At 67.4% G+C, this 26,200-nt stretch carries 26 protein-coding genes and 1 tRNA gene; 18 read left to right on the top strand and 9 right to left on the bottom strand.

What is annotated here, in order from left to right; genetic code table 11:
* Nucleotides 1-49: 49 nt before the first annotated feature.
* Both OG300_RS34980 and OG300_RS34985 read right to left on the bottom strand, forming a co-directional pair.
* Complete coding sequence (locus tag OG300_RS34980; protein ID WP_405488474.1) at nt 50-1,531, bottom strand: trehalose-6-phosphate synthase; 1,482 nt, start codon at nt 1,529-1,531, stop codon at nt 50-52.
* Between the two features lie 3 nt (nt 1,532-1,534).
* Nucleotides 1,535-1,702 (bottom strand): hypothetical protein, encoded by a 168-nt coding sequence (locus OG300_RS34985; protein ID WP_405488476.1) that lies wholly within the window; start codon nt 1,700-1,702, stop codon nt 1,535-1,537.
* Between the two features lie 192 nt (nt 1,703-1,894).
* Between OG300_RS34985 and OG300_RS34990 the strand changes: the two genes are divergently transcribed.
* The 5 genes from OG300_RS34990 (at nt 1,895) to OG300_RS35010 (ending at nt 5,716) form a co-directional block, all read left to right on the top strand.
* The gene (locus OG300_RS34990) at nt 1,895-2,728 is read left to right on the top strand and encodes an alpha/beta fold hydrolase (protein WP_405488478.1); all 834 of its coding nucleotides are present in this window, start codon (nt 1,895-1,897) and stop codon (nt 2,726-2,728) included.
* A 140-nt stretch (nt 2,729-2,868) separates the two neighbouring features.
* Nucleotides 2,869-3,111 (top strand): MbtH family protein, encoded by a 243-nt coding sequence (locus OG300_RS34995; protein ID WP_019931522.1) that lies wholly within the window; start codon nt 2,869-2,871, stop codon nt 3,109-3,111.
* Between the two features lie 164 nt (nt 3,112-3,275).
* A tRNA-Thr gene (locus OG300_RS35000) sits at nt 3,276-3,347 on the top strand.
* Between the two features lie 153 nt (nt 3,348-3,500).
* The gene (locus tag OG300_RS35005) at nt 3,501-4,235 is read left to right on the top strand and encodes a response regulator transcription factor (protein ID WP_405488480.1); all 735 of its coding nucleotides are present in this window, start codon (nt 3,501-3,503) and stop codon (nt 4,233-4,235) included.
* A gap of 56 nt (nt 4,236-4,291) precedes the next feature.
* A complete protein-coding gene (locus OG300_RS35010; protein ID WP_405488482.1) occupies nt 4,292-5,716 on the top strand; it encodes a sensor histidine kinase in 1,425 nt (474 codons plus the stop codon).
* A gap of 58 nt (nt 5,717-5,774) precedes the next feature.
* Here the strand turns inward: OG300_RS35010 and OG300_RS35015 are convergent, their stop codons facing one another.
* Nucleotides 5,775-6,200, bottom strand: a complete 426-nt coding sequence (locus OG300_RS35015; protein ID WP_405488484.1) for an HIT family protein — start codon at nt 6,198-6,200, stop codon at nt 5,775-5,777.
* A gap of 160 nt (nt 6,201-6,360) precedes the next feature.
* On the opposite strand from OG300_RS35015, the gene purD reads away from it, so the two are divergent.
* Nucleotides 6,361-7,644, top strand: coding sequence for a phosphoribosylamine--glycine ligase (purD, locus tag OG300_RS35020; protein ID WP_405488486.1), 1,284 nt, complete (start codon nt 6,361-6,363; stop codon nt 7,642-7,644).
* A 71-nt stretch (nt 7,645-7,715) separates the two neighbouring features.
* On the opposite strand, the gene OG300_RS35025 is transcribed toward purD, so the two are convergent.
* Nucleotides 7,716-8,834, bottom strand: a complete 1,119-nt coding sequence (locus OG300_RS35025) for a M23 family metallopeptidase (RefSeq protein WP_405488488.1) — start codon at nt 8,832-8,834, stop codon at nt 7,716-7,718.
* Nucleotides 8,835-8,905: 71 nt separating this feature from the next.
* Here OG300_RS35025 and OG300_RS35030 point away from each other — a divergent pair, with 71 nt between their 5' ends.
* The 5 genes from OG300_RS35030 to OG300_RS35050 all read left to right on the top strand — a co-directional run bounded on the left by OG300_RS35030 (nt 8,906) and on the right by OG300_RS35050 (nt 13,959).
* The gene (locus OG300_RS35030) at nt 8,906-10,075 is read left to right on the top strand and encodes a pyridoxal phosphate-dependent aminotransferase (protein ID WP_405488490.1); all 1,170 of its coding nucleotides are present in this window, start codon (nt 8,906-8,908) and stop codon (nt 10,073-10,075) included.
* Nucleotides 10,076-10,277: 202 nt separating this feature from the next.
* Nucleotides 10,278-10,883, top strand: a complete 606-nt coding sequence (locus tag OG300_RS35035) for a TetR/AcrR family transcriptional regulator (RefSeq protein ID WP_405488492.1) — start codon at nt 10,278-10,280, stop codon at nt 10,881-10,883.
* A gap of 36 nt (nt 10,884-10,919) precedes the next feature.
* Entirely contained in the window at nt 10,920-12,341 is a 1,422-nt protein-coding gene (gene purB / locus OG300_RS35040; protein WP_405488494.1) for an adenylosuccinate lyase, read from the top strand.
* A gap of 92 nt (nt 12,342-12,433) precedes the next feature.
* A complete protein-coding gene (locus OG300_RS35045; protein WP_405488496.1) occupies nt 12,434-12,874 on the top strand; it encodes an HIT family protein in 441 nt (146 codons plus the stop codon).
* Between the two features lie 125 nt (nt 12,875-12,999).
* A complete protein-coding gene (locus OG300_RS35050) occupies nt 13,000-13,959 on the top strand; it encodes an alpha/beta hydrolase (protein WP_405488498.1) in 960 nt (319 codons plus the stop codon).
* A gap of 39 nt (nt 13,960-13,998) precedes the next feature.
* Here OG300_RS35050 and OG300_RS35055 read toward each other — a convergent pair whose 3' ends face one another.
* Nucleotides 13,999-14,214 carry a DUF397 domain-containing protein gene (locus OG300_RS35055; protein WP_405488500.1) on the bottom strand — a complete coding sequence of 72 codons (216 nt, stop codon included), beginning with the start codon at nt 14,212-14,214 and terminating at the stop codon, nt 13,999-14,001.
* A gap of 128 nt (nt 14,215-14,342) precedes the next feature.
* Here OG300_RS35055 and OG300_RS35060 point away from each other — a divergent pair, with 128 nt between their 5' ends.
* On the top strand, nt 14,343-14,555 hold the full coding sequence (locus OG300_RS35060; RefSeq protein ID WP_405488502.1) for a hypothetical protein: 213 nt from the start codon (nt 14,343-14,345) through the stop codon (nt 14,553-14,555).
* Nucleotides 14,556-14,557: 2 nt separating this feature from the next.
* Here the strand turns inward: OG300_RS35060 and OG300_RS35065 are convergent, their stop codons facing one another.
* Complete coding sequence (locus OG300_RS35065) at nt 14,558-15,619, bottom strand: DUF2330 domain-containing protein (protein WP_405488504.1); 1,062 nt, start codon at nt 15,617-15,619, stop codon at nt 14,558-14,560.
* A 129-nt stretch (nt 15,620-15,748) separates the two neighbouring features.
* On the opposite strand from OG300_RS35065, the gene OG300_RS35070 reads away from it, so the two are divergent.
* Entirely contained in the window at nt 15,749-17,908 is a 2,160-nt protein-coding gene (locus OG300_RS35070) for a S9 family peptidase (protein WP_405488506.1), read from the top strand.
* Between the two features lie 68 nt (nt 17,909-17,976).
* On the opposite strand, the gene OG300_RS35075 is transcribed toward OG300_RS35070, so the two are convergent.
* A complete protein-coding gene (locus tag OG300_RS35075; protein WP_405488508.1) occupies nt 17,977-19,476 on the bottom strand; it encodes an amino acid permease in 1,500 nt (499 codons plus the stop codon).
* A 59-nt stretch (nt 19,477-19,535) separates the two neighbouring features.
* Nucleotides 19,536-20,933 (bottom strand): glutamate decarboxylase, encoded by a 1,398-nt coding sequence (locus OG300_RS35080; protein ID WP_405488510.1) that lies wholly within the window; start codon nt 20,931-20,933, stop codon nt 19,536-19,538.
* Nucleotides 20,934-21,063: 130 nt separating this feature from the next.
* On the opposite strand from OG300_RS35080, the gene OG300_RS35085 reads away from it, so the two are divergent.
* Genes OG300_RS35085 through OG300_RS35105 form a run of 5 tightly spaced genes read left to right on the top strand, consistent with a single transcriptional unit; the run spans nt 21,064 to nt 25,303 of the window.
* Nucleotides 21,064-21,975, top strand: a complete 912-nt coding sequence (locus OG300_RS35085) for a glutaminase (RefSeq protein ID WP_405488512.1) — start codon at nt 21,064-21,066, stop codon at nt 21,973-21,975.
* 43 nt (nt 21,976-22,018) lie between these two features.
* Nucleotides 22,019-23,440, top strand: a complete 1,422-nt coding sequence (locus OG300_RS35090; RefSeq protein WP_405488514.1) for an APC family permease — start codon at nt 22,019-22,021, stop codon at nt 23,438-23,440.
* On the top strand, nt 23,437-23,646 hold the full coding sequence (locus OG300_RS35095) for a hypothetical protein (RefSeq protein ID WP_405488516.1): 210 nt from the start codon (nt 23,437-23,439) through the stop codon (nt 23,644-23,646). The genes OG300_RS35090 and OG300_RS35095 overlap by 4 nt, the downstream gene beginning before the upstream one ends.
* A complete protein-coding gene (locus OG300_RS35100) occupies nt 23,647-23,907 on the top strand; it encodes a hypothetical protein (RefSeq protein WP_405488518.1) in 261 nt (86 codons plus the stop codon).
* A gap of 13 nt (nt 23,908-23,920) precedes the next feature.
* Nucleotides 23,921-25,303, top strand: coding sequence for a dipeptidase (locus OG300_RS35105; RefSeq protein WP_405488520.1), 1,383 nt, complete (start codon nt 23,921-23,923; stop codon nt 25,301-25,303).
* A gap of 208 nt (nt 25,304-25,511) precedes the next feature.
* Here the strand turns inward: OG300_RS35105 and OG300_RS35110 are convergent, their stop codons facing one another.
* The gene (locus OG300_RS35110; RefSeq protein ID WP_405488522.1) at nt 25,512-26,156 is read right to left on the bottom strand and encodes an MBL fold metallo-hydrolase; all 645 of its coding nucleotides are present in this window, start codon (nt 26,154-26,156) and stop codon (nt 25,512-25,514) included.
* Between the last annotated feature and the right edge of the window lie 44 nt (nt 26,157-26,200).

The following is a 26,200-nucleotide window of genomic DNA, read 5'->3' on the forward strand; positions in this document are numbered from 1 at the left end:
GAACCACGCCCCCTGCGGAATCCGCAGGGGGCGTTGCTGTTTCGGAAAATCAGCGATGCACGTCCGGGTCGACGTCGTCATCGGTGAGCAGGGCGCTGCCCGCCACCCGGTCGGTGGCCAGGGCGTCGAGGAAGGCTCGGGCCCAGCGGTCCACGTCGTGGGTGAGGACCTGGCGGCGCAGCGAGCGCATGCGGCGGCGACGGGTGTCGCGGTCGTCGTCGATGGCACCCACCAGGGCGTCCTTGACGCTGTCCAGGTCGTGCGGGTTGCACAGGTAGGCCTGGCGCAATTCGGCTGCGGCGCCGGTGAATTCGCTCAGCACCAGGGCGCCGGTGAGGCCGCCCTGGCAGGCCACGTACTCCTTGGCGACCAGGTTCATGCCGTCCCGCAGCGGGGTCACCACCATGACGTCGGCGGCCACGAAGAAGGAGATCAGTTCTTCGCGGGGGATCGGGCGGTGCAGGTAGTGCACCACCGGGTAGCCGACGCGGGCGTACTCGCCGTTGATCCGGCCCACCTGGCGTTCGATATCGCCACGCATCTGGATGTAGGACTCGACGCGTTCGCGGCTGGGGGTGGCCAGCTGCACCATCACCGTCTCGGTGGGGTCGACGCGGCCGTCCGCGAGCAACTCCTCCAGTGCGGCGAGGCGGATGTCGATGCCCTTGGTGTAGTCCAGGCGGTCCACACCCAGCAGGATGGTTTTCGGATTGCCCAGTTCCGCACGGATTTTCGCGGCCCGCTCGCGCACGCTGCGGTGCCGCGAATACTCGTCCATCTCGGTGGAGGCGATCGAGATCGGGAACGCGCCCACCCGGACGGTGCGGAAACCCACCTGCACCACACCGAGTTTCGAGCGCACGCCCACGGTGCCGCGCGAAGTCGGTTGCCCGGCAAGCCTTCTGGCCAGGTACAGGAAGTTCTGCGCGCCACCGGGGAGGTGGAAGCCGATCAGGTCCGCGCCCAGCAGGCCCTCGACTATCTCTGTGCGCCAAGGCATCTGCATGAACAGTTCCACCGGCGGGAACGGAATGTGCAGGAAGAAGCCGATGGTCAGATCGGGGCGCAGCATGCGCAGCATCTTCGGCACCAGCTGCAGCTGGTAGTCCTGCACCCAGACCGTCGCGCCCTCCGCCGCCACCTTCGCGGTGTACTCGGCGAAACGGCGGTTGACCTGGACATAGGCCTGCCACCACTTGCGGTCGTAGACCGGCCGCACGATCACGTCGTGATACAGCGGCCACAGGGTGCCATTGGAGAAGCCCTCGTAGTAGTCCTCGACCTCGTCCGAGGTCAGCGGCACCGGATGCAGCTCCAGGCCGTCCTCGACGATCGGGTCGAGATCCACGTCCGGGACGCCGGCCCAGCCGACCCACGCCCCCTTGTTGTTTCGCAGCACCGGCTCCAGGGCGGTCACCAGGCCGCCGGGGCTGCGCTTCCATCGGGTGCTGCCATCGGGCAGGCGCTCCAGGTCGACCGGTAGTCGGTTGGCGACAACGACGAAACCGGAACCGGAGTTATCCGGGTGCACGGGTCATTCGCCTCGTGTCGGGGCGATACCGAGCATCGACAGCAGCATGCGGCATTCGTCGGCATCGGTGGCGTAGGCGGCCACTACGCGCTGAGCTTGGCGAGCGGTTTCATCGGCGAGCGGTTCCAGATCGTCGTCCGCGATGTCGTTGGCGCCGGTCTTCGCGACCATCTCATGTCCTCTCGGAGAAGTCAGCTCTCGATCTGCACCCACAGGCGGGTCGGTGCGAGTGCGTCCATCGTATCCGCCCGGATCGGCGCACCTGTCCGGTCGGTGTATTGCGAACCCGAAACGCAATGGTGAGCGGCGTTGGATACGGTGGCCAGTGCACGCAGACGCAGCACCGATGAAGGGACAGCGAGTATGCCGGTGGCGACGGTGAACGGAATCTCACTGAACTACCAGGTCAAGGGAGACCGGACCAAGGGCACCGACGTCAAGGGCGCGGGCCCGCTGGTCGTCATGATCATGGGTACCGGCAGCGCCGGGCGGGTGTGGGAACTGCATCAGGTGCCCGCGCTGCTCGCGGCCGGATACCGGGTCTGCACCTTCGACAACCGCGGCATCGCCCCGTCCACCGAATCGGCGAACGGGATCCACATCGACGATCTGGTGCGCGATACCGCCGCGCTCATCGAATTCCTCGGTGAGGGACCGGCTTTGGTGGTCGGGCAGTCCATGGGTTCACGGGTCGCGCAGGAGCTCGCGCTGGCCCGGCCGGACCTGGTGCGCAAGGCCGTCTTCCTGGCCGGGCACGGCCGCCTCGACCAGTTCCAGAAGACGCTGTCGTTCGGCGAGCACGAACTCGACGCGGGCGGCGTGCGGCTGCCCGCCAAGTACGAGGCCGCCATCACCGCGCTGATGAACCTCTCCCCGGCCACCATGGCCGACACCAATGCCGCCCGAGACTGGCTGGATCTGTTCGAATTCACCGGCGGCCCGGTCACTCCCGGCGTGCGGGCGCAGCGGCGCATGGACCACGACTTCGACCGGATCGCGGCGTACCGGGCGATCACCGTGCCGTGCCTGTCGGTAGGCTTCGCGGACGACCGCATGATTCCGCCCTACCTGGCGCGTGAGGTCGCCGACGCGATTCCGGGCGGCCGCTATCAGGAAGTTCCGGACGCCGGGCACTTCGGCTACCTCGAACGACCCGAGGCAGTCAACAAGATCCTGCTCGAATTCTTCGCGGCCTAGGACAAGAGCGCAGGTAACCGCCCAGCCGTAACGCCTGCCTTGCTAGGGTCGAAGCAACGTCGGGGGTTTGTTCCAGCATTTCGATGGCTGAACGATCCGTCAGCGTTCCCGTACACAGCGCCAGTATCCAGTGAGGTGAAATGAGCACCAATCCCTTCGATGACGAAGACGGCCGGTTCTTCGTCCTGGTCAACGATGAGGAACAGCACTCCCTGTGGCCGGCTTTCGCCGAGGTCCCGGCGGGTTGGCGAGTCGTGTTCGGCGAGGATTCCCGCGCCGCATGCGTCGAGTACGTCGAGAAGAACTGGACCGACATGCGGCCCAAGAGTCTGCGTGATGCGATGGCAGCGGACGACGCGGCCCGTCAGGCGGCTCAGTCCTGACACTGCGGTTGGTCCGATACTGTGCGAACGGCTCAACGAGTGCGGCCGGTGACGCTCCCAGCGTCGCACGGCCGCGTTCGGGCTGTCTCTAGCATCGTCGGTCCTGCTGGGACGCCGGCTTTTCCGCGCAGCCGGCCCACCCGGTTATGATGCATCCGTTTTCCGCCTCCTTAGCTCAGTGGTAGAGCACCGCTCTTGTAAAGCGAAGGTCGTCAGTTCAATCCTGACAGGGGGCTCCTGGACGTACGTCGGTCGAGAAATCGACCGGCGTTCGTCGTTTTCGGCGCTCGGCGTGTCGCGGTGGCACTGACCGGCCGCGACGCACCGTTCCCAGGAAACACACAGGGAAGGGCCAGGTTCTTCGCGGGGGGAGGCCAGAATATGAGGTCATGACAGGTGTGCCCGCGCAGCGTGAGTCCGAGGCCAGGGTCCTCGTCGTCGACGACGAGCCGATGATTGTCGAGTTGTTGTCGGTGAGCCTGCGCTATCAGGGGTTCGAGGTAGCCAGCGCGGCCAGCGGCACGGAGGGACTCGACAAGGCCAAGACCTTCCGGCCCGATGCGCTCATCGTGGACGTGATGATGCCCGGTATGGATGGTTTCGGATTGCTACGGCGACTGCGCGCCGACGGCATCGATGCCCCCGTGCTGTTCTTGACCGCCCGCGACGACGTGGACGACAAGATCACCGGATTGACCCTCGGCGCGGACGATTACGTGACCAAACCGTTCAGCCTCGAGGAAGTGGTGGCCCGGCTGCGGGTCATCCTGCGCCGCGCCGGACGCGCCGCGCCGGAGACCAAATCCTCCCGATTGCGCTTCGCCGACATCGAACTCGACGACGACACCCACGAGGTGTGGAAGGCGGGCGAGCCGATCTCGCTGTCGCCCACCGAGTTCACCCTGCTGCGCTACTTCCTGGTCAACGCGGGCACGGTGCTGAGCAAGCCGCGGATCCTGGATCACGTGTGGCGCTACGACTTCGGCGGTGAGGTCGGCGTGGTCGAAACCTACGTCTCCTACCTGCGCAAGAAGGTCGACACCGGGCCGGACCGGCTCATCCACACCCTGCGCGGGGTCGGATACGTGATGCGGGAGCCGCGCGGCAAGTCGGCGGCGACGTGAACGCGGCACAGGCTGCTCGTACTGTGCGCCGTAAGGTCGCCGACAAACTTGCCGCTGTGCCGCTTCGCACCACCCTCGTTCTCGCCCTGGTCTCGCTGGTCGGCTTCGGCCTGCTGGTCTCCGGCATCGCGGTCACCTCGCTGATGCGCAATGTGCTCATCGAACGCATCGACCGGCAGCTCTACGACGCGGCGCACAGCTGGGCCGCGCCCGGCGCGCAGCGGCCCGAACCGCTGCCCACCGTGCGCGGGCGGGAACGGCCGCCGCACCTGTACTGGGTGCAGGTGGCCGACACCGACGGACAGCTGACCTTGAACCTGCCCGCCGGGGCACAGCAGCCCGATCTGCCCGCCGACCTCGGAAACCGGCCCGCCACAGTCGGTTCCGTCGGAGCGTCGAGCGAGGAATGGCGGGTGCTGCGGACCGTCAACGAATACGGCACCAGCACCGTCGCGCTGCGCATGGACGAAACCAATTCGCTGCTGGACAAACTCATCGTGTTGCAGCTGGTGATCGGCGCGCTCGTGCTGGCCGCGCTGGCCGCGGTCGCGCGGGTGGTGATCCGGCGCAGTCTGCGGCCACTGCGCGAGGTGGAGCGCACGGCAGCGGCCATCGCGGGCGGTGATCTGCACCAGCGAGTTCCGGTGCGCGGCACCGACACCGAGGTCGATCACCTCTCGCAGTCGTTGAACACCATGCTGACCCAGATCCAGCAGGCGTTCGCCGCCACCGAGGCGTCCGAGGAGGCGGCACACCGGTCCGAGGCCAAGATGCGGCAGTTCATCGCCGATGCCAGCCACGAACTGCGTACTCCGCTGACCAGCATCACCGGCTTCTCGGAGCTGTACCGGCAGGGCGCGATCACCGATCCGGAACTGCTGATGGACCGCATCGAACGCGAATCCAAGCGGATGGGCCTGCTGGTCGAGGACCTGCTCATGCTGGCTCGCCTGGATGCCCAGCGCCCGGTCGAACGTCGCCCGGTGGACCTGCTCATGCTGGCCAGCGATGCCGTGCACAGTGCCCGCGCGCTGGCCGCCGTGCAGAATCCGGAGGGTCCGGAGCGCAAGATCGATCTCGAAATCTGTTCCGGCGCCGGCACCTTGGAGATGATGGGCGACGAAACCCGCCTGCGTCAGGTGCTGGCCAACCTGCTCAACAATGCCCTGGCCCACACCCCGCCCGAGGCGAATGTCACCGTCCGCCTCACTCCCGGCGAGGACACCATGCTGGTGGAGGTCGCCGATACCGGTCCGGGTCTGGAACCCGAGCAGGCCGAGCGGGTCTTCGAACGCTTCTATCGGACCGACTCCTCGCGCACCCGGGCCAGTGGTGGCACCGGGTTGGGGTTGTCGATCGTGCAGGCCCTGGTCACCGCGCACGAGGGCACGGTCTCGGTGACCAGCACCCCGGGCGAGGGCACCGTCTTCGCGGTCCGGCTGCCGCGCGAACCGAAGTCGGCGCCGAAGGTGAGTCGGTAACCGCCCGAAGGTGATTGCCGGATCCGGTGCCCATCCTCGATGGGCACCGGATTCGTCGCTAGGCGGGGACGTTGGCCTCGTGGCCGAGGTCGCGCAGCGCCTGCTTGATCTTGGCCTGGGCCTCGTCGAGGGATTCCTTGCTCGGATCCGGGTCCGCACCGGTGATGTCGAAGTTGCCGAGTTCGAAGGCCGGGAAGACGTGCAGGTGCAGGTGCGGCACTTCGAGACCGGCGATGAGCAGGCCCGCGCGCGGGGCGTCCCAGGCGGCTCGCACCGCCTTGCCGATCTGCTGGGCGACGACGGTCATCCGGGCGAAGGTCGCCGGATCGAGGTCCTGCCACTGGTCGATCTCTTTACGCGGCACCACGAGGGTGTGCCCCTGCGTGACCGGGGCGATGGTGAGGAATGCGACGAATTCGTCGTCCTCCCAGACGAATCGACCCGGCAGCTGACCGTTGATGATTGCGGTGAAAACAGAAGCCATGTGCGGGAGATTACGCGCGGAACCGGACGGTGGCGCGGACGTACCCGGTGCTGTCGGTGAACGTCGGGGAGCACTGTGGATGAACGCGCGGCGGGCGTCCCGGTGAACGCTCGACAGACCCCCACCCGCGGCGGTAGCCCTGCCCTCTAAGCTGTCTGCCGTGCGCGTACTCGTGATCGGTTCCGGAGCCCGTGAACATGCCCTCGTCCTGGCCCTGCGCAAGGACCCGGCGGTGAGCGCGGTGTACGCGGCTCCCGGTAACGCGGGCATCGCCCAGCACGCCGAGGTGCGTGCGGTGGATGCCAGTTCGGGTCCCGAGGTGGTCGCGCTGGCCCAGGAGTTGAAGGCCGATCTGGTGGTGGTCGGACCCGAGGTGCCGCTGGTGCTCGGGGTGGCCGACGCGGTGCGGGCGGCCGGGATCCCGGCGTTCGGGCCGTCGGCGTCGGCCGCGCGGATCGAGGGGTCCAAGGCGTTCGCCAAGGACGTGATGAATGTGGCCGGAGTGGCGACCGCGCACAGTGAGATCGTCGATCATCCGGGCGAATTGGACGCGGCGCTGGATCGTTTCGGGCCGACCTGGGTGGTCAAGGACGACGGGCTGGCCGCGGGCAAGGGCGTCGTGGTGACCGCGGACCGCTCGGTGGCCCGCGATCACGGCGCGGAGCTGCTCGAGCAGGGGCATCCGGTGCTGCTGGAGTCCTTCCTCGACGGACCCGAGGTGTCGCTGTTCTGCCTCGTCGACGGCGAGACCGTGGTGCCACTGCTGCCCGCGCAGGACCACAAGCGGGTCGGCGACGGTGACACCGGGCCGAACACCGGCGGCATGGGCGCGTACACGCCGCTGCCGTGGCTGCCGGACGAGACGCTCACCGCCATCGTCGACGAGGTCGTGAAACCCGTTGCGGCGGAGATGGTTCGCCGGGGCGTGCCGTTCAGCGGCCTGCTGTACGCGGGCCTCGCGGTCGGCACCAACGGCCCGTCGGTCATCGAATTCAACTGCCGCTTCGGCGATCCCGAGACGCAGGCCGTGCTGGCCATGCTCGACAGCCCGCTCGCCGAGCTGCTCTACGCGACCGCCACCGGCACCCTCGACCAGGTCGCCGCGCCGCGCTGGAAGGACGGTTCGGCCGTCACCGTGGTGCTGGCCGCCGAGAACTACCCGGGCCGCCCGCGCTCCGGCGACGTCATCACGGGCGCCGAATCCGCCGGTACCGGAACCGAATCCGAGGTGCTGCACGCCGGGACCGCGCAGCGGCCCGACGGCGCGCTGGTGTCGGCGGGCGGGCGGGTGCTGGCCATCGTCGGCCAGGGCGCCGACCTGGCCGAGGCGCGCAAGAACGCCTACGACCGCCTGGCCACCGTCAAGCTGCCCGGCGGCCACTTCCGCTCCGACATCGCGCTCGCCGCCGAGGAGGGCCGCATCGCGATCCCGGCGCGCGCGTAGCGGCCGACATGCGAAAGACGAAGGGCTCCCGAATGATTCGGGAGCCCTTCGTCGATTCCGGTCGGTTCCGGTCAGCCCACGACGATGCCGCGCTGAGCCAGCCACGGCTGCGGATCCACGTGCTGGCCGTTGATCACGATCTCGAAATGCAGGTGCGGGCCGGTGGAGTCGCCGCGGTTGCCGATGCGGGCGATCTGCAGTCCGGCCGGAACGCGCTCGCCCACCGAGACCGAGAAGTCGTACATGTGGCCGTAGACGGAGATGGTGCCGTCGTCGTGGCGGATGCGGACCCAGAGGCCGAAGCCCTGCGCCGGTCCCGCGTCGATGACCGTGCCCGCCGCCACCGCGTAGATCGGTGAGCCGATGGGTGCGGCGATGTCGATGCCCGCGTGGAAGGTGCCCCAGCGGGAACCGAATCCGGAGGTGAACACGCCCTTGGCGGGGAGCGCGAAACCGCCGACGCCGGGCAGTACGAAGCCGGGCGGCAGGGTGGTGTCGGGCGCGGTGTTCAGCCACGGCTGCGGGGTGCCCGCCACCGCGGCGGCGGCCTCGGCCTTGGCGCGATCGAGGGTCTGCGCTGCCGCGGCGGCCACCACGGCCTGCTCGCGCAGCCGCTCACCGTTGTTGATGGCGTCGAGGTAGCGCTTGGTGGAATCGGTGGGCGCCTGGATCTGCAGCGGGTACTGCACCGGAACCCGCAGTGCGACACCGGGTCCCACCGGTGCGTCGTATTCGATCAGCCCGAGGGTGTCGTCGGCGCTCGCGAACACCAGTACGGCCGCCATCCCGCCGAGCAGCACCCGGTGCCGGATCGCCCAGGCGCGCAACACGGGTGTCTGCCGTCGCAGCTCGGCCCGGCCGCGTCGCCCCAGCGCCACGGTCTCGGCCCACGATCGCGGTCGCCGCGTCCACAGCCGTAGTGCCCGGTCCCGGACGACGGGTGCGAGTTCGCGAATCCGGGTGACGGCCCGGGTGAACCACAGCGCCACGGCCAACCGCATCCGGGCCGCCGCCCGCTGGGTCCGTGAGGGCGCCGCGTCGGGGAACGCCAGCCGCGAGCGGATGCCGGGGGTGTAGGTGCCCGCCGAACGTCGGGATCGGCCGCCGGGCGGCCCCGATAGCGCGGCCTCGTCCCCCGGGTGTGCGTCGGTCTCCGAGCTGGACTCGGTGGTGGTGTGTCCCCCCTGCACTGCGCCCTCCTCAGGCATTCCGGCGGCCGTTCCCGGACAGCCGGGGGAGCGGGTGCTCTACCGTCTGTCGCGTGCCTATCGAATCTCGCCGGTCGACCATTCCACCTTTTTACGTGATGGACGTCTGGAAAGCAGCAGCTGAACGAGCCAGGACACGCGGAGATGTGCTGGTTCTCGCGGCGGGGCAGCCCTCGACGCCCGCGCCGCAGGCGGTGTTGCGCGCGACCAAGGCCGCGATGGACAGCGAATTGCTGGGCTACACCGAGACATTCGGGATCTTGGAGCTGCGCGAGGCGATCGCCGGGTATCACCGCGACCGCTACGGGGTTGCGGTGGACGCCGATGACGTCGTGGTGACCACCGGTTCCTCCGGCGCGTTCACCCTGTTGTTCCTGGCGGCGTTCGACGCGGGCGACACCGTGGTGGTGGCGCGGCCGGGCTATCCGGCCTACCGCAACACGCTGACCGCGCTGGGTTGTGAGGTGGTGGAGCTGGATTGCGGTCCGGAGACCCGGTTCCAGCCCACGGTGGCCATGCTCGAGGCGCTGCCGGAGCCGCCGCGCGGGCTGATCGTGGCGAGCCCGGCCAATCCGACCGGCACCATGATCGCCCCGGCCGAGCTGGCGGCGCTGGCCCGCTGGTGCGACGAGCACGGCACGCTGCTCATCTCCGACGAGATCTATCACGGCATCGTCTACGAGACCGAGCTGTCGGATACCGAGTCCACGTCCTCGGCGTGGGAGACCTCGCGGGAGTCGGTGGTGATCGGCTCGGTGTCGAAGTACTTCTCGATGACCGGTTGGCGGCTGGGCTGGATGCTGGTGCCGGAGTCCCTGCGCCCGGCACTGCAACGACTGGCCTCGAACATGACCGTGTGCCCGCCCGCTATTTCCCAGTTCGCGGCGGTGCACGCCTTCGGCGCGGAGGCGCGGACCGAACTGGACTCGCATGTGCGGCGCTACGCGGCCAACCGGCAGCTGTTGCTCTCGGGGCTGCCGAAGCTGGGCATCACCGAGCTGGCCCCCGCCGACGGCGCGTTCTACGCCTACGCGGATATCGCTCACCTGACCGATGATTCGATGAACTGGTGCACCGAGGTGCTCGATCGCACGGGTGTGGCGCTGGCTCCCGGGATCGACTTCGATACCCACAACGGTCTGCACACGGTTCGCTTCTCGTTCGCCGGGGCGGGTGCCGACATCGAGGAGGCACTGGACCGGTTGGAACGCTATTTGGCCTGATCTACCAAGGTTTTCCGGAGTCGGCCCCCAGCTCCCGGGAATGGGGTACAAAAGGCTGTACTGCGCAACACGATTCGTGGCACCGCCTCCCCCTTTCATGCCGCCGGATATTCGCGGCGCATCGCATTCCGGAGTGGGGCAGGGTCGCAGGAGCTGAGGGCAAAGTGAACACAGTGGCGATGATGACTGGCACGATTGCACGGTGACCACTGCGACGACTCCGAAAGGCGAACGGCGTCGCCAAGCGCTGGTTTGTGCCGCCGCCGAGCTATTGCTGGAGGGCGGCTTCGAGGCGGTCCGGCATCGTTCGGTGGCGACGCGCGCGGAACTACCGCTGGCATCGACCACCTACTACTTCGAATCGCTGGAGGATCTGATCGCGCGGGCGGTCGAGTTCTCCGGCAACGCCGAACTCGACGCCATGCGCCGCCGGGTCGGCGAGGTGACGCACCGCCGTCGCGGTGCGGACGCCACCGTGGATCTGGTGCTGGATCTGCTTGTCGGCCCGGAGATTCAGGACGAGGACGCGCGCGGTCAGCTGATTGCCCGCTACGAGCGTTCGGTGGCTTCGGCCCGGCATCCGGAACTGCGCGAGGTTCAGCTACGACTACGCGCGCAGCTCGATGAGCTGCTCGCCGATGTGCTGCGGCGTTCCGATCGGGTGGTCCGGCCCGAGCAGACCCGCCGCCTGGTGGCCGTGGTGGACGGCGCGGTGGTGACCGCGCTGGGTGAGCTCGATCCGCAGCCGCGGCGCATGGCCCGCGGCGCGCTGCTCGAGATCATCGACATCGTGGCCCCGCCCAGCTGAATCTCACCGAAGTTACTGCCGGTAAACTGGCACAACGTGACCTTTGTGCCGAACGTCCTCGCCACCCGCTATGCCAGCCCGGAACTGGTCCACCTGTGGTCGCCCGAGAACAAGATCGTGCTCGAGCGGCGGCTGTGGCTGGAGGTGTTGCGCGCCCAGTCCGAGTTGGGGATCGCGGTGCCGGCCGGGGTCGTCGAGGACTACGAGCGGGTGATCGATCAGGTCGATCTGGCCTCGATCGCGGAACGGGAGCGGGTCACCCGCCACGACGTGAAGGCCCGCATCGAGGAGTTCAACGCCCTCGCCGGTCACGAGCACGTGCACAAGGGCATGACCTCCCGCGACCTCACCGAGAACGTGGAGCAGCTGCAGATCCGGCTCTCGCTCGAGCACGTGTACGCGCATGCCACCGCGGTCGCGGCCCGGCTGGCCGAGCGGGCCGCCGAGTACCAGTCGCTGGTGATGGCCGGACGTTCGCACAACGTGGCCGCGCAGGCGACCACCCTGGGTAAGCGATTCGCTTCCGCCGCAGACGAATTGCTGATCGCGCTGACCCGGCTGCGGGAGCTGATCGACCGGTACCCGTTGCGCGGCATCAAGGGCCCGATGGGCACCGCCCAGGACATGCTGGATCTGCTCGACGGCGACGCGGGCAAGCTGGCGCAGCTCGAGCAGAAGGTGGCGCGGCACCTGGGTTTCGCCAGCGTCTTCACCAGCGTCGGCCAGATCTACCCGCGTTCGCTGGATCACGATGTGCTCTCCGCGCTGGTGCAGGTGGGCGCGGGCCCGTCCTCGTTCGCGCACACCATTCGCCTGATGGCGGGCAACGAGCTGGTCACCGAGGGCTTCCAGCCCGGCCAGGTGGGTTCCTCGGCGATGCCGCACAAGATGAACACCCGCTCGTGTGAGCGCGTCAACGGCCTGCAGGTGGTGCTGCGCGGTTACGCCTCGATGGCCGCCGAGCTGGCGGGCGCGCAGTGGAACGAGGGCGACGTGTTCTGCTCGGTGGTGCGCCGGGTCGCGCTGCCGGACGCCTTCTTCGCCATCGACGGCATGATCGAGACCTTCCTGACGGTGCTGGCCGAGTTCGGCGCGTACCCGGCGGTCATCGATCGGGAGCTCAACCGCTACCTGCCGTTCCTGGCCACCACCCGCATGCTGATGGCCGCCGTGCGCGCGGGCGTCGGCCGCGAGACCGCGCACGAGGTCATCAAGGAGCACGCGGTGGCGGTGGCGCTGGCCATGCGTGAGCAGGGCCGCGAACCCGACCTGCTGGACCGCCTGGCCGCCGACGACCGGTTCCCGCTGGATCGCCCGGCGCTGGATGCCGCGCTGGCGGATCGTTCGGCGTTCGTGGGCGCGGCCGAGGCGCAGGTCGCCGAGGTGATCGCGCAGGTGCAGAAGCTGGTCGACGCCGATCCCGAGGCTGCCCGCTACACCCCGTCGCCGATTCTGTAGCGCGCCAACGACTCTCGTTCGATCGCCCCTCGACCCCAAGCCGGAGTCGAGGGGCGATTCGCGTTCCGGGCCGCCCGTTCTAGGCTGCGCGTATGAATCCTTACACCATCTTTTCCGAGATCATCGCCGGTAGCGCGCCCGCCAGCAAGGTGTACGAGGACGCGGATGTGCTGGCGTTCATGGATATTCGGCCGGTGACGCCCGGGCATGTGCTGGTGATTCCGAAGGTGGTGGCGCGCAGCCTGGCGGAGTTGGATCCGGCGTTGGGCGGCAAGCTGTTTCAGGTGGGGCAGCGGGTGGCGGCGGCGCTGCGTGACTCCGAGGTGGCCTGCGACGGGGTGAATTTCTTTCTCGCCGACGGGGTGACGGCGGGGCAGGAGGTCTTCCATGTGCATCTGCACGTGATTCCGCGCACGCCGGGGGATGGTTTCGGGTTGCGGGCGCGGCCGACGTCACCGGCGCGTGCGGACCTCGACTACCTGGCCGGATCCATCGGCGGATCGTTGTCGCGGAATGCTGGCTTTGATAGCTGAATGGCATTACCATATGCGAACCATCTGGTTTGCTAGAGACACGCCATAGCTGAAATCTGCCTCGCGGCACCTGTCACTCGAGTTGCGTTTTATCATGATCGTGGTGGGCTGATGGAGGTGGGGACATGCGTAGAAAGCTAGTTGCCGCAGCGGTTTTCGCGATCGCCGCAGGTTTGCTGTATCCGGTTGCCGGGTCTCCGGCAATTGCCCGGGCCGCACAGGTGGTGCGGGTCGACGACCTGAGTCCGACCCGCTCGGCGATCTTCGTGGATTCCCCCGCGATGGGCCGCACGGTGCAGGTGCAGGTGCTGCATCCCGGTGGCGGCGGTGACCGCCCCACCTACTACCTGCTCGACGGCCTGGATCCGGGCGCGACCCAGAGCACCTGGACCAATGCCACCGACGCGGAGCCGTTCTTCCAGGGCAAGAACGTGAATGTGGTGCTGCCCATGGGTGGTCAGGCCAGCTACTACACCGACTGGGCCGCCGACGACGCGCGTTTCGGCCGCTATCAGTGGGAAACCTTTCTGACACAAGAGCTTCCGCCCATCATCGACGGGTATTTCGCCGGTAACGGGGTGAACGCCATCGGTGGGCTGTCGATGGGCGGTATCGCGGCTTACGTTCTCGCGGTGCGGCATCCGCAGCTCTATCGCGCGGTCGCCGGGTACAGCGCCTGCCCGGATCTGAACATCGCCGCGGGCGCGATGATGTTCTCGATCGCCAATCGCGGTGGCAATCCGTTCAATATGTGGGGCGGCCCCGGCAGCGCGGCGTGGAACGAGCACAATCCGGCCGTGCTGACCGAGGCGCTGCGCGGTAAGACCTTGTTCCTGTCCACCGGCACCGGTATCCCCGGTCCGCACGAGCTGGAGATCAAACCGCAGCTGCCGGAGAACATCTTCTTCGGCGGTCCCATCGAGATGGGTGTGGACGGCTGCGTGACGGCGTTCGAGCAGCGGTTGCGTTCGATGAACATTCCGGCGCGGGTCGAGCACAGCGCGGTCGGCACCCACTCCTGGTCCTACTGGCAGGACACGCTGCACGAGTCGTGGCCGACGATCGGTGGCGCGATCGGGGCTTGATCGCGCCGCCCGCCGGGTCGAATCGGCTTGCGAGCTCGATCAGGCTCCTGGACGGTTGAATTCGCCGTCCTTGGCGCCGGCCACGAAGGCCTCCCATTCGCCCGGAGTGAAGATCAGTACCGGACCGGTCGGGTTGCGGGAATCCCGCAGCCCGATATTGCCGCTGGTGAGAAAGGCGATCTCGACGCCGTCGGTGGTGTCGTCGCCACGCCGCCACTGCGCGTCGGCGTCGATTTCGCGGTTCTTCGATTCCATGAAATGCCTCCCCTTGCAGCGCAAACCAGCCAGTACTGGTCGGTGATGTAGATCGCACTCATCATGCCAGTGTTTGCGAAGCCCGCGGATCGGATATCCCATCTTCAGTCGGCGGAAGGAGGTTCGAGATGCGCACGCCATGGTCCCCACAGCGGGCTGCTCCCATCTCCGATAGCTGCGATGTGGTTCCGGAGAGATTCAGTGCCGAACTGGCCCAGAGCATTCTGCGAATCCACCGCAGCTGCCCGACCGACCAGTGCGCTCGGCGCAAGGCCGCGGTCTTCTACCTCTACGAGCACAGTCGCCACGTGGACCGGTCGCGGCAGCGCCGGACCGGGTAGTTTCACCGTCGACGCGAGCTCGGCGACGTCCGCAACATCACCGCGCCCACCACCACCGTGAGCAGCACGACACCGATCAACACCGCGTATCCCGCTGGGATGCCTAGGAATTCGACGTACACGGTGCGGTGCTCCACCTCCCGATAGGCGTCGTCGTGCGGCGCGTCGGCGAAGCGGAAGTCCGAACTGATCTGCGCGGTCTCGCGAATGGTGACCGTCATCGCGGTCAGGAAGGCGTGCCCGTTCGCGCTGAGCTGCTTCAGGTCCGCGTCGGCCGGATCGATCCGGCCCGCGAAGGTGACGCTCGGATCCTGCCAGTCGGAGTCGGCGTCGTCGCGCTGCATGCGGTGCGCGCCGAGCACGTAGAGGCGCACGGTCTGGGTCTGGGTGGCGGCCCGCGACATCCGCATCGGATAGACCATCCGGTCCGAGGCGAAGCTCAGCCGCACCGGATCCAGGGATCCGGCCAGCGGGGCGGTGGAGGTGAGCCGCATGGCCACGAACGACCAGCCGTCGCTCAGATACGGCTGCAGCGTGGCGATCACCTCGTCGCGCATGCGATAACCGTTGTCGGACAACCACTGCCGGACGCCGGTGAGATCGCCGCCGGAGAGGGTGGTGGCCTGCAGTGGGCCCAGTTGCACCTGCGCGAGCACGGTGGGCCGCCCGTCCCTCGGCGGTGCACCGGCCCCGACGGTCAGACCGAAGCCCAGCCCGCCGTGGCCGAACCATTCCCGATCCTTGATCACCCGTGGCGCGGTGAGCTCCGAGAGTTCGCTGAAGGTGCCGGTGCTGCCGGCGGTCACGGTGGCCGGGGTGGGCGTGGGGACGATGAGTCCGGCGCTGTCGCCGGTGGTGCGCAGGCCCAGTCGCATGTCGATGGTCTCGTGCTGCCCGTCCCAGCTCAGTAGCGCGGTTTCGTCGGCCACCCGGGCGTCCGCTCCGGTCGGCACCGCGACCCCGCCGCACGCGCACGCCGAAGCGGGCCCGGCCACTCCGATTCCCCCCACACCCAGCACGACGATCGCGGCGGCGACCAGTCGCGCTGTCCAACGCAACAGCATGCGGCAGAGCCTATCTCGCGATCTGCGTCCCGGCGCGGGCATCGCGGAGCCGAGCGGATCCCGGTCCGGTGTTCGTGTCCCGGCCCGGGTGGATGACTCGCGGCGGGGATTTCCCACTAACGTGGACCCATGGCTTTGGACAGTGGTAGCGCGACATCGACCAGCGGCGCGATCGTGACGGCGCCGATCGCCAAGCGGGTGCCCACCGAGCGCGTGCATCACGGCGATGTCTTCACCGACGAGTACGAGTGGCTGCGGGACAAGGAGAATCCCGAGGTCATCGCGTATCTGGAGGCGGAGAACGCCTATACCGACGCGCAGACGGCGAAGCTGGCCCCGCTGCGGGAGAAGATCTTCGAGGAGATCAAGGGCCGCACCCAGGAGACCGATCTCTCGGTGCCGACCCGGATGGGCGAGTACTGGTACTACTCGCGCAGCTTCGAGGGCAGGCAGTACGGCGTGCACTGCCGCTGCCCGATCAGCGACCCCGATGACTGGACCCCGCCCAAGCTGGAGGTCGACGCGGCCATTCCGGGCGAGCAGATCCTGCTGGACTCCAATGAATTGGCCGAGGGCCACGACTTCTTCGCGCTCGGCGCGTTCTCGCTCAGCCATGCGGGCGACCTGCTGGCCTATTCCGTCGACACCGTCGGCGACGAGCGCTATCTGCTGCGCTTCAAGAACCTGGCAACCGGTGAGCTGCTGGCCGACGAGGTCGCCGAGACCGCGCCCGGCGCGACCTGGTCGCTGGACGGCACCCACGTCTTCTATCAGACCGTGGACGAGTCGTGGCGGCCCGACACCGTGTGGCGGCACCGGCTGGGCACCGCCAAGGACGACGACGTCAAGGTGTTCCACGAGCCCGACGAGCGCTACTGGGTGAGCATCGGCGCGACCCGTTCGGAGAAGTACCTGGTCATCTGGGTCGGCTCCAAGATCACCAGCGAGGGCTGGATCCTGGAGTCCGACAGCCCCGAGGGCGAGTTCCGGGTGCTGATCCCGCGCCGCGAGGGCGTGGAGTACTCCGCCGAGCACGCGGTGGTCGGCGGCCGCGACCGGCTGCTGATCCTGCACAACGACGTGGTCGACGGCGTGAAGGCCGAGAACTTCGTGCTCACCGAGGCGCCGGTCTCGGATCCGGACGACCAGACCATCCTGATCCCGCACCGCGACGATGTCCGGCTCGAGGATATCGACGCCTTCTCCGACAAGCTGGTGCTCAGCTACCGGCGCGAGGCGCTGCCGCGAGTCGCGGTGTGGCCGTTGACCTCCGAGGGGTACGGCGAGCCCAAGGAGATCGAGTTCGATCTCGCCCTGTTCTCCGCCGGGCTCGGCTCCAACCCGGAGTGGGAGCAGCCGACCCTGCGCATCGGCCTCACCTCGTTCATCACCCCGATGCAGGTCTTCGACTACGTGCCCGAGACCGGTGAGCTGCAGCTGCGCAAGGAGCAGCCGGTGCTGGGCGGCTACGACGCGAACGACTACCGGCAGTACCGGGAGTGGGCGGTCGCCGCCGACGGCACCCGGGTGCCGATCTCGATCGTGGCGCGCAAGGACGTGCCGGTGACCCCGAAGCCGTTGCTGCTCTACGGGTACGGCTCCTACGAGGCCAGCATCGACCCGGGTTTCTCGGTGGCGCGGCTGTCCATGCTGGATCGCGGCATGGTGTTCGCGGTGGCGCATGTGCGTGGCGGCGGCGAGATGGGGCGGCTGTGGTACGAGCACGGCAAGACGCTCACCAAGAAGAACACCTTCACCGACTTCGTCTCCTGCGCAAAGCATCTGGTGAACACCGGGGTCACCGCGCCGGACCGGATGATCGCCGACGGCGGCAGCGCGGGCGGCCTGCTCGTGGGCGCGGTCGCCAATCTCGCGCCGGAGACCTTCGCGGGCATCCTGGCCAATGTGCCGTTCGTGGACCCGCTGACCTCCATCCTGGATCCGTCGCTGCCGCTCACCGTGATCGAGTGGGACGAGTGGGGTAATCCCTTGGAGGACAAGGAAGTCTACGAGTACATGAAGTCGTACTCGCCGTATGAGAACGTCGAGGCCAAGGACTACCCGGCCATTCTGGCGATCACCAGCCTCAACGACACCCGCGTGCTGTACGTGGAGCCCGCCAAGTGGGTGGCGCGGTTGCGGGCGCTCAAGACCGGTCACTCGCAGCTGATGCTGAAGACCGAGATGAGCGCGGGTCACGGCGGTGTCAGCGGTCGCTACGAGAAGTGGAAGGAAGTCGCCTTCGAGTTCGCCTGGGTGCTCGACACCGTGGGTCTTTCGGAGGCGTAGCCCCTGTGCAATGCGAAGCGGCGGTGGAGATTCCACCGCCGCTTCGGCGTATCCGGTTGTCGCGCGGGCTATCCGGTGGACAGGTGTGAGGTGTCCGCGCTCGGCCCGAGGGCCTTGGCCTTCAGCTCGTCGGGTGGAATCCAGGACGGTTTCTTCAGCTTCTCGATGACCAGTGGGACCGCGCTGAACACGATCGCGCCGCCCGCTACCAGGCCCACGTACAGGGCCGGGCTGCCGATCGGCAACTGCGAGGGTGGTACGAACGCCAGCACGAACGCGAAAGCCACTGCCAGGAAACCGATTCCGGCGAACAGCCACATGCCCACGGTGCCGCCCGGAATCTTGAAGGCGCGTGGCAGATCCGGCTGGGTGTAGCGCAGCCGGATCGCGGCGGCGTACATGACCATGTAGATGATCAGGTACAGGCTCACCGCCATCGCCGAGATCAGGAAGAACGCCGAGCTGACGTCGTCCATGAACAGGTAGATCGACGACAGCGCGGTGACGATGACGCCCTGGATGAGCAGGATGTTCGTCTGCACGCCACGCTCGTTCACCTTCTGCAGCACCGGCGGCAGCATGCCGTCGTGCGCGGTGGCCAGCACGCCGCGACTGGGACCCATGATCCAGGCCAGCACGCCCGCGAGCGCGCCGTAGGCGATCAGCGCCGACAGGATGCGCACCGGCCAGGTGGTGTGGATCAGCTCGCTGAATCCCGCGGTGAAGGCGTCGAAAACGCCGGTGTTCAAGTCGATCTTGTCGTAGGCGACGATGCCCGCCACCGCGAGCGCGCCGAGGGTGAAGATGCCGAAGGCCACCGCCGCCGCGATCATGATGGCGGCCGGATAGCCCTTCGCCGGATTCTTCAGTTCGGTCGAGTGCACGCCCTGGGATTCCACACCCGCGAAGTTCAGCAGGATGCCGGCCAGGAACGAAAGGCCGGACAGTCCAGCGATATACGGGAAGAAGCGCGGCGAATCGTGGCCCTCGTGCGCCACGGTCACCGACGGATTCGAGGTGTGCTCCCAGCCGATGGAGTGCCCGGTGGAGATCCACCAGATGAACACCAGCACCAGGATGATGCCCGGCAGTGCGGTGCCCGCCAGGAATCCGGCGCGCGTCACCTTCAACGCGAACTGATTGCTCACGAAGGCCACGGCGGTGCACAGCCAGAAGGCGGCGATCGCGAAAATGCCTACGTAGACATGGTTCTGGGCGATGTCCGGCCGGTCGAAGGCGAAGGCCACCCCGGCGGCCGCGAAGCTCATGCCGGTCGGATAGAACACGATCACCTGGATCCAGGACAGGAAGATGATCGCGAATCCCACCCGCTTGCCGAACGCCCCGCTGATCCAGGCGTAGAGGCCACCGGCCTTGTCGGCGTACATGCTGCCGAGTTCGGCGGCGACCAGACCCGCTGGGATCAGGAACAAGACGGTGGAGAAGCCGATGTAGAAGAACATCGTCATCTCTTCCTTGGCCATCATCGGCAGCCCGCGCAGGCTGGTGACGATGGAGGCGGCGGTGGTGAACCCGAGCGCCGACACCGTCAGATACTTCACTCCCACAGCGCTTTTCGCCGGTGCCGCGGTGGCGCCTCCGGCATCGACCGACCTGTGGGCCGCGCTCACTTCTCGGCCGCCTTCTCGGTGGGTACGGCGGCGTGGGCGCTGTGGGTGAAGCCGCCTGCCTCCTCCTGGGTCAGCGAGCTGGTCAGCGGGTGCCGGTCGAGGACCTTCAGGCTGCGGTCGAGGTCGGCGAGCAGCAGATCGGCCATGTCGATGGTGAATCCGTGCCGCAGCACCGCCCGCATGATGGTCTCGTCCTGGCGGTCGGCGGGCAGCGGATACGCGGCGATGAGCCAGCCGCGGGTGCGCAGCCGGTCCGACAGGTCGTAGAGGTTGTAGCTGGCGTCCGCGGCCAGCTTCCACGAGACCGCCGTGATGCCGCGGCGCGGGTCGGCGTCGTGGATCATCTCGAACGGTCCGGCATCGAGGATGCCCTTGGCCAGGTGCTGGCTCGCGGTGTAGATCGCGTTCTGCACGTGGCGATAACCGGTGCGGCCCAACCGGATGAACTCGTAGTACTGGGTGACGGCCTGGCCGCCGGGCCGGGAGAAGTTCAGGTTGAACGTCGGCATGTTGCCGCCCAGATAGTCGACGTCGAAGATCAGGTCCTCGGGCAGATCGTCCTTGGTGCGCCAGACGGCCCAGCCCGCGCCCAGCGGTGCCAGGCCGGTCTTGTGTCCGGAGGCGTTGATCGACTTGACCCTGGGAAGCCGGAAATCCCAGGAGATCTCGGGTGCGCAGAACGGGGCGAGGAACGCGCCGCTGGCCCCGTCGACGTGGATCGGGATGTCGAGTCCGGACTTCGCCTGCAGGTCGTCGAGGGCCTTGCTGATGCCTTCGACGTCCTCGAACAAGCCGGTGAAGGTCTGCCCGAAGGTGGCCACCACCATGATGGTGTTCTCGTCGCAGTAGGCGGCGACGTCGTCTGGGTGCATGGTGTAGTGCTCGCCGCGTAGCGGGATCTGGCGGATCTCGACATCGAAGTAGCGCGCGAACTTCTCCCAGCAGACCTGGACCGGGCCGCACACGAAATTGGGGATGCCCTTGCCACCGCGCTTGCGCCAGCGGAACTTCGCGGCCAGCCCGCCCAGCATGGCGGCCTCGCTGGAACCGGTGGTGGAGGTGCCGAGGGTGCCCATCGCGTCGGGGGAGTTCCACAGGTCGGCGAGCATGTGCACGCAGCGCTGTTCGATCTCGGCGGTCTGCGGGTACTCGTCCTTGTCGACGATGTTCTTGTCGAGGCATTCGTCCATCAGCCGCCGGGCCTGATCGTCGACCCAGGTGGTGCAGAAGGTGGCCAGGTTCATCCGGGAGACGCCGTCGAGCAGCAGCTCGTCGTGAATGATCTGGTAGGCGACCTGCGGGAAGATCTCGTGTTCCGGGAAGCCCCGGCGCGGTGCGGCGTGCTTGATGCCGGGCATCGCGAAGACGTCGTCGGGCTCCAGACTGCCGGTCATTATGGCCTCCGATCAGTTCGCGGCAGAGTTTGCCGGGAATCATGCTAGCCATCTGGTCAGATCAAAACTGGCTCTGACAGCGACTGTTTCGTAATCAATAGATAGTTGCTGAAGAGTTACTATCCGACCTATGGACTATCAGCGGGTGGTCGAGCAGGTGATGTCCGCGACGGCTCCACACCTCGGGGAGGGCACGGTCGCCGACTACATACCCGGCCTCGCGATGGTGAATCCCAAGCAGTTCGGCTTCGCCGTCGCCACTGTCGACGGGGAGGTGTACAGCGGTGGCGACGTGGATGTCCCGTTCGCCATCGAGAGCATCTCCAAGGTGTTCGCGCTCGCACTCGTGTTGAGCCGCAAGGACACCGACATCTGGAAGCGGGTCCGCCGGGAGCCCTCCGGCATGGCCTTCAACGATCTGATCGAGATCCAGCTGGAGAACGGGATCCCGCGCAACCCGTACATCAATCCCGGCGCGATCGTCGTCGCCGATCAACTGCTGGCCGACACCGGGGATGGTGTTGCGGCACTGCGGGATCTGCTGCGCGCCGAGACCGGAAACCGCGCCCTCGAGGTGGACAGCGTGATAGCGGAGAGCGAGCTGCGCAGCGGCGACCGCAATCGCGCCATCGCCTATCTGATGGCCAGCTTCGGAAACATGCGCAACAGTGTGGAACTCGCGCTGGACCACTACTTCCGGCAGTGCTCGTTCAACATCACCTGCGCGGAACTGGCGAAGGCCGGACTGTTCATCGCCCGGCACGGGCAGCGCGCCGACGGCAGCCGCCTGCTCACCCCCGGCGACACCCGCCACCTCACCGCGCTCATGACCATGTGCGGAACCTATGACGGCGCAGGCGAATACGCCTACCGGGTCGGATTGCCCACCAAGTCCGGGGTCGGCGGCGGCCTGCTGGCCGTGGTGCCCGGGCAGTGCTCGGTGGCCGCCTGGGGGCCGGGGCTGGACGCGAAGGGCAATTCTGCGGCGGGCGGCGTCGCCCTGGAGGCCTTCGTGCAGGCCGGGCATTTCTCCGTGTTCTGAACCACCACAGCGCAACCGGCTCGGCAGACGGGAAGGACCGCAGATGACGGACACGGTGACCAGGGCGACGGCCACCAAATACATGTCGTGGGTGACCCTGGGCTTGATGACCACCAGTTCGGTGGCCAGCCTGCGGGCCTCACCCACCATGGCGGTCTACGGACTGGCCTGCGTGTTCCTCTATCTACTGCCAGCCCTGCTGTTCCTGCTGCCCACCGCGTTCGTGGCCGCCGAGCTGGCCTCCGGCTGGGCGGGCGGCGTCTACAAGTGGGTCGGCGAGGGGCTCTCGCAGCCGATGGGGTTCCTGGCGGTGTGGTGCCAGTTCGCCATGACGATCTTCTACTATCCGAGCCTGCTCGCCTATGTGGCAAGCACTTTCGCGTACATCATCAATCCGTCGCTGGCCGCCAACGGCACCTACGTCGCCATCGTCATCATCACCATCTACTGGGCGGCGGTGTTCGTCTCCTCGCAGGGCACCAAAACCGTTGCGGGACTGTCGAGTATGGGGTTGATCATCGGTACGCTGATTCCGGGCGCACTGCTGGTGGTGCTGGGCTTCGTGTTCCTGGCGCAGGGCAATCCCTCCGCGGCCCCGATGGACAGCGGACACCTGCTCCCGGCCTGGACCGGGCTGGCCAGCCTGGTGCTGATCGTCAACAACTTCCTGTCCTACGCGGGCATGGAGATGAACGCGGTGCACGTCTCGTCGCTGAAGGATCCGGGCAAGGAGTATCCGAAGGCCATGGCGATGGCGACGGGGCTGGTGCTGGTGATCTTCATCGTGCCCGCCGTGGTGATCAGCTGGGTGGTGCCATCGAAGAACCTGAGCCTGACCGCCGGTGTCATGCAGGCGTTCGACGGGTTCTTCGCGCACTTCCACATCGGCTTCCTGACCCCGGTGCTCGGCATCATGCTGGTGGCGGCCGCGCTGGGCGGCATGCTGACCTGGCTGGCCGGGCCGTCCAAGGGCCTGCTGCTGATCGGCCGCCAGGAGGGTTATCTGCCGCCGGTGCTGACCCGGCTGAACAAGCATGGCGTGCAACAGAACATGCTGGTCGCGCAGGGCGTCGTGACCACGCTGCTGGCGCTGCTGTACGCGTTCATCCCCGACGTGTCGAGCGCCTACTGGATCCTGTCGGTGATCACCACGCAGGTGTATCTGATCATGTACGTGCTGATGTTCGTGGCCGCCATCCGATTGCGCCGCGACAAGCCCGATCATCCGCGCGGCTATCGGGCTCCGGCGCTGATCGCGCTGTGCGGCTTGGGAACCGCGTCCTCCATCGCGGCGTTCCTGATCGGCTTCGTGCCGCCCTCGCAGTACGGCAGCGGCAATGCCCTGAGCTATGTGCTGTTGATCGGCGCGGGCATGGGCGTGGTCGGGCTGCTCATCCCGTACCTGTTCCTGCGCTTGCGCAAACCCAGCTGGAAGACCGAGATCCCGCAGGAGGCGCTGGCATGATCGGACCGGAATCGCCGCAGCAGGAGGGCGCACCGGATTCGGTGCGGCGGATAATCTACGTCTCGGTCGCAGTGGTGCTGGTCGCGATGGCCGTCGCGGGGGTGATCGTCTTCAAGCGTCACGGGGACAGCGATGCCGCGCTGCGCAAGGCGCAGGTGCTGCAATCACGGTTGATGGCAGCGGGTTTCGACTCTCCCGACCCGTAGGTGATCGCCGACTCCCTGGGTGAGGACGGCGGGTTGGTGTGTTCGGACCCGAGTTCGCCGCTGATCAAGGCCCGCTACGAGGCCGCCATCAGCAATGGCGCGACCGGACCGGGGGCCCGGCCGATCATCGCCGACAACGAGGTCTTCACCGCCACCTCGCTGGCCATCGAAACCTATTGCCCCGACAAGCTCGCGGCCTATCTGGAGACGACCGACAAGCTGAAGAAGGGTGACACCCTGAAACCGGACCACGCCAATTAGCCAGGAGGACCGCATGACCAGTACTGCCGGGGTGAAGGAAGATTCGGCGACCGCCGCGCTGCGGGCGGCGGTGAAGGAACTCATGCCGCGGGCGAAAAGTGATCTCGCCGAGCTGGTTTCGTACAAATCGGTGTACGACGCCCGGCAGTTCCCGGTCGAGGAGTGCGAGCGGGCCGCGCAGTGGGTGGCCGACGCCTTCCGCGCCGAGGGACTCACCGACGTCGCGCTGCACGAAACCCCCGACGGCAGTAAGGCGGTGGTGGCCCGCCACCCGGCTCCCGCGGGCGCGCCGACCATCATGCTCTACTGCCACTACGACGTGCAGCCGCCGCTCGACGACGCCGCCTGGAAGACGCCGGTCTGGCAGCTGACCGAACGTGACGGCCGCTGGTACGGGCGCGGCGCGGCCGACTGCAAGGGCAATATCGTCATGCATCTGACCGCGCTGCGGGCGCTGCGTCAGGTGTACGGCGACGACTTCCCGGTCGGCCTGGTGCTGGTGTCGGAGGGCTCCGAGGAGCAGGGCACCGGCGGCCTCGAGGAGTTCGTGCCCGGCAATGTCGATCTGCTGCGCGCCGACACCCTGCTGATCTGCGACTGCGGCAACTTCGCGGTCGGCGTCCCCACCTTCACCCAGACCCTGCGCGGCAATGTGAACGTGGTCGTCACCATCGAAACCCTGTCCAGCTCCATGCATTCCGGCATGTTCGGTGGTGCCGCGCCCGACGCGCTCGCCGCCATGATCCAGCTGCTGGGCACGCTGCGCGACGTCGCGGGCAACACCACCGTCGACGGGCTGCGCAACGATCAGGTCTGGGATGGGCACGAGTATCCGGCCGAGCAATTCCGTTCCGACGCAGGGGTTCTCGACGGTGTCGAGTTGCTCGGCAGTGGCGGGCCGGCCGATATGCTCTGGGCCCGACCGGCTCTGACCGTGCTCGGCATGGACGTGCCGCCGGTGGTCGGCTCCGCGGCGGCCATCCAGCCCAAGACCCGCGCCCGCCTCAACCTGCGTATTCCGCCGGGCATCAAGCCGGATGCGGCACTGAACGCGCTGACCGCACATCTGAAGGCGCACACACCCTGGGGTGCGCAGGTGACCGTCGAGACCGAGGCGACCGGTTCTCCGTTCGTCGGCAGCACCGACGGGCCCGCCCGCCGGGCCATGGAGGCCGCGATGGAGGCCGCCTACGGGCGTCCAGCCACCACCGAGGGGCAGGGCGGTTCCATCCCGCTGTGCAATGTCTTCGCCGACACCTATCCGAAGTCGGAGATCATGCTGATGGGCGTCGAGGAGCCCAAATGCCTCATCCACGCGCCCAACGAGAGCGTGGACCCCACCGAGATCGAGCACATGGCGCTGGCCGAGGCGCTGTTCCTGGCCTCTTATCGCTGACCCAGCTCAAAGGTACATTTCGGGCATTTCGCCACCATGGACGACCGTAGCGGTGGACCATGGAAAGGTTGGTTTGCCAGAACTCGCGTAGCCGGGTGGTGTGCATACCTGCCCGGCTACGCGGTCCCACCGCGCCGCGGTGAACCGGTGAATTCCGGTTCGGCCCAAGGCATCCGGTGATCGTGGCGATGTTTTTCGAAGGGCCGGTTCAGAATTCGGCGTGATCTTCCGGCTGGATGACGGTGAATTCGGTGTTCGCCGGACCCATTTCGTTCAGTCGGCCGAAATAGACGCCCTGCGCCTGCGGCACGATCATGCCGTAGTGGATGGGGAAAGCGGTGCGCGGATTGACGGCTCGCAGATAATCCACCGCCTCGCTGATGCGCATCCACGGTGCGACCGCGGGGATGGCCAGCACGCCCACCGGGGTGGAGGGAACCCACAGTGAATCGCCCGGGTGTACGAATTGCGACGGGTCCTCGGGGGTGCCGAGTTGGAAGACGGTGTTGTCGATGACCGGAATCTCCGGGTGGATGACCGCGTGCCGGCCACCGCCACCCGTTATTTGGACATCTCCGACTTTTAGAACATTTCCGGCATGAACGGCTTCCCAGGGTTCCCCGCGCGTCAGCGCCGTCTGCGGGTCCGAGAGCAGGCGGGCCTGTGGATTGGCCTCGATGAGCGCCTCGATCCGATTCGGGCAGATGTGGTCGGGATGCTGATGGGTGACCGCAATCGCGTCCAGACCGGTGATGCCTTCGAATCCGTGCGAGAAATTACCGGGATCGAACAGCACCTTGACGCCGTTGTACTCGACGAGAATGCAGGAATGTCCGAAATGGGCTATACGCATATCCGCAACGGTAGCTCCGCACAACGCGCCGCCGCAGAACTCCG

The sequence above is a fragment of the Nocardia sp. NBC_00511 genome (assembly GCF_045161165.1).
Classification (GTDB): Bacteria; Actinomycetota; Actinomycetes; order Mycobacteriales; family Mycobacteriaceae; genus Nocardia.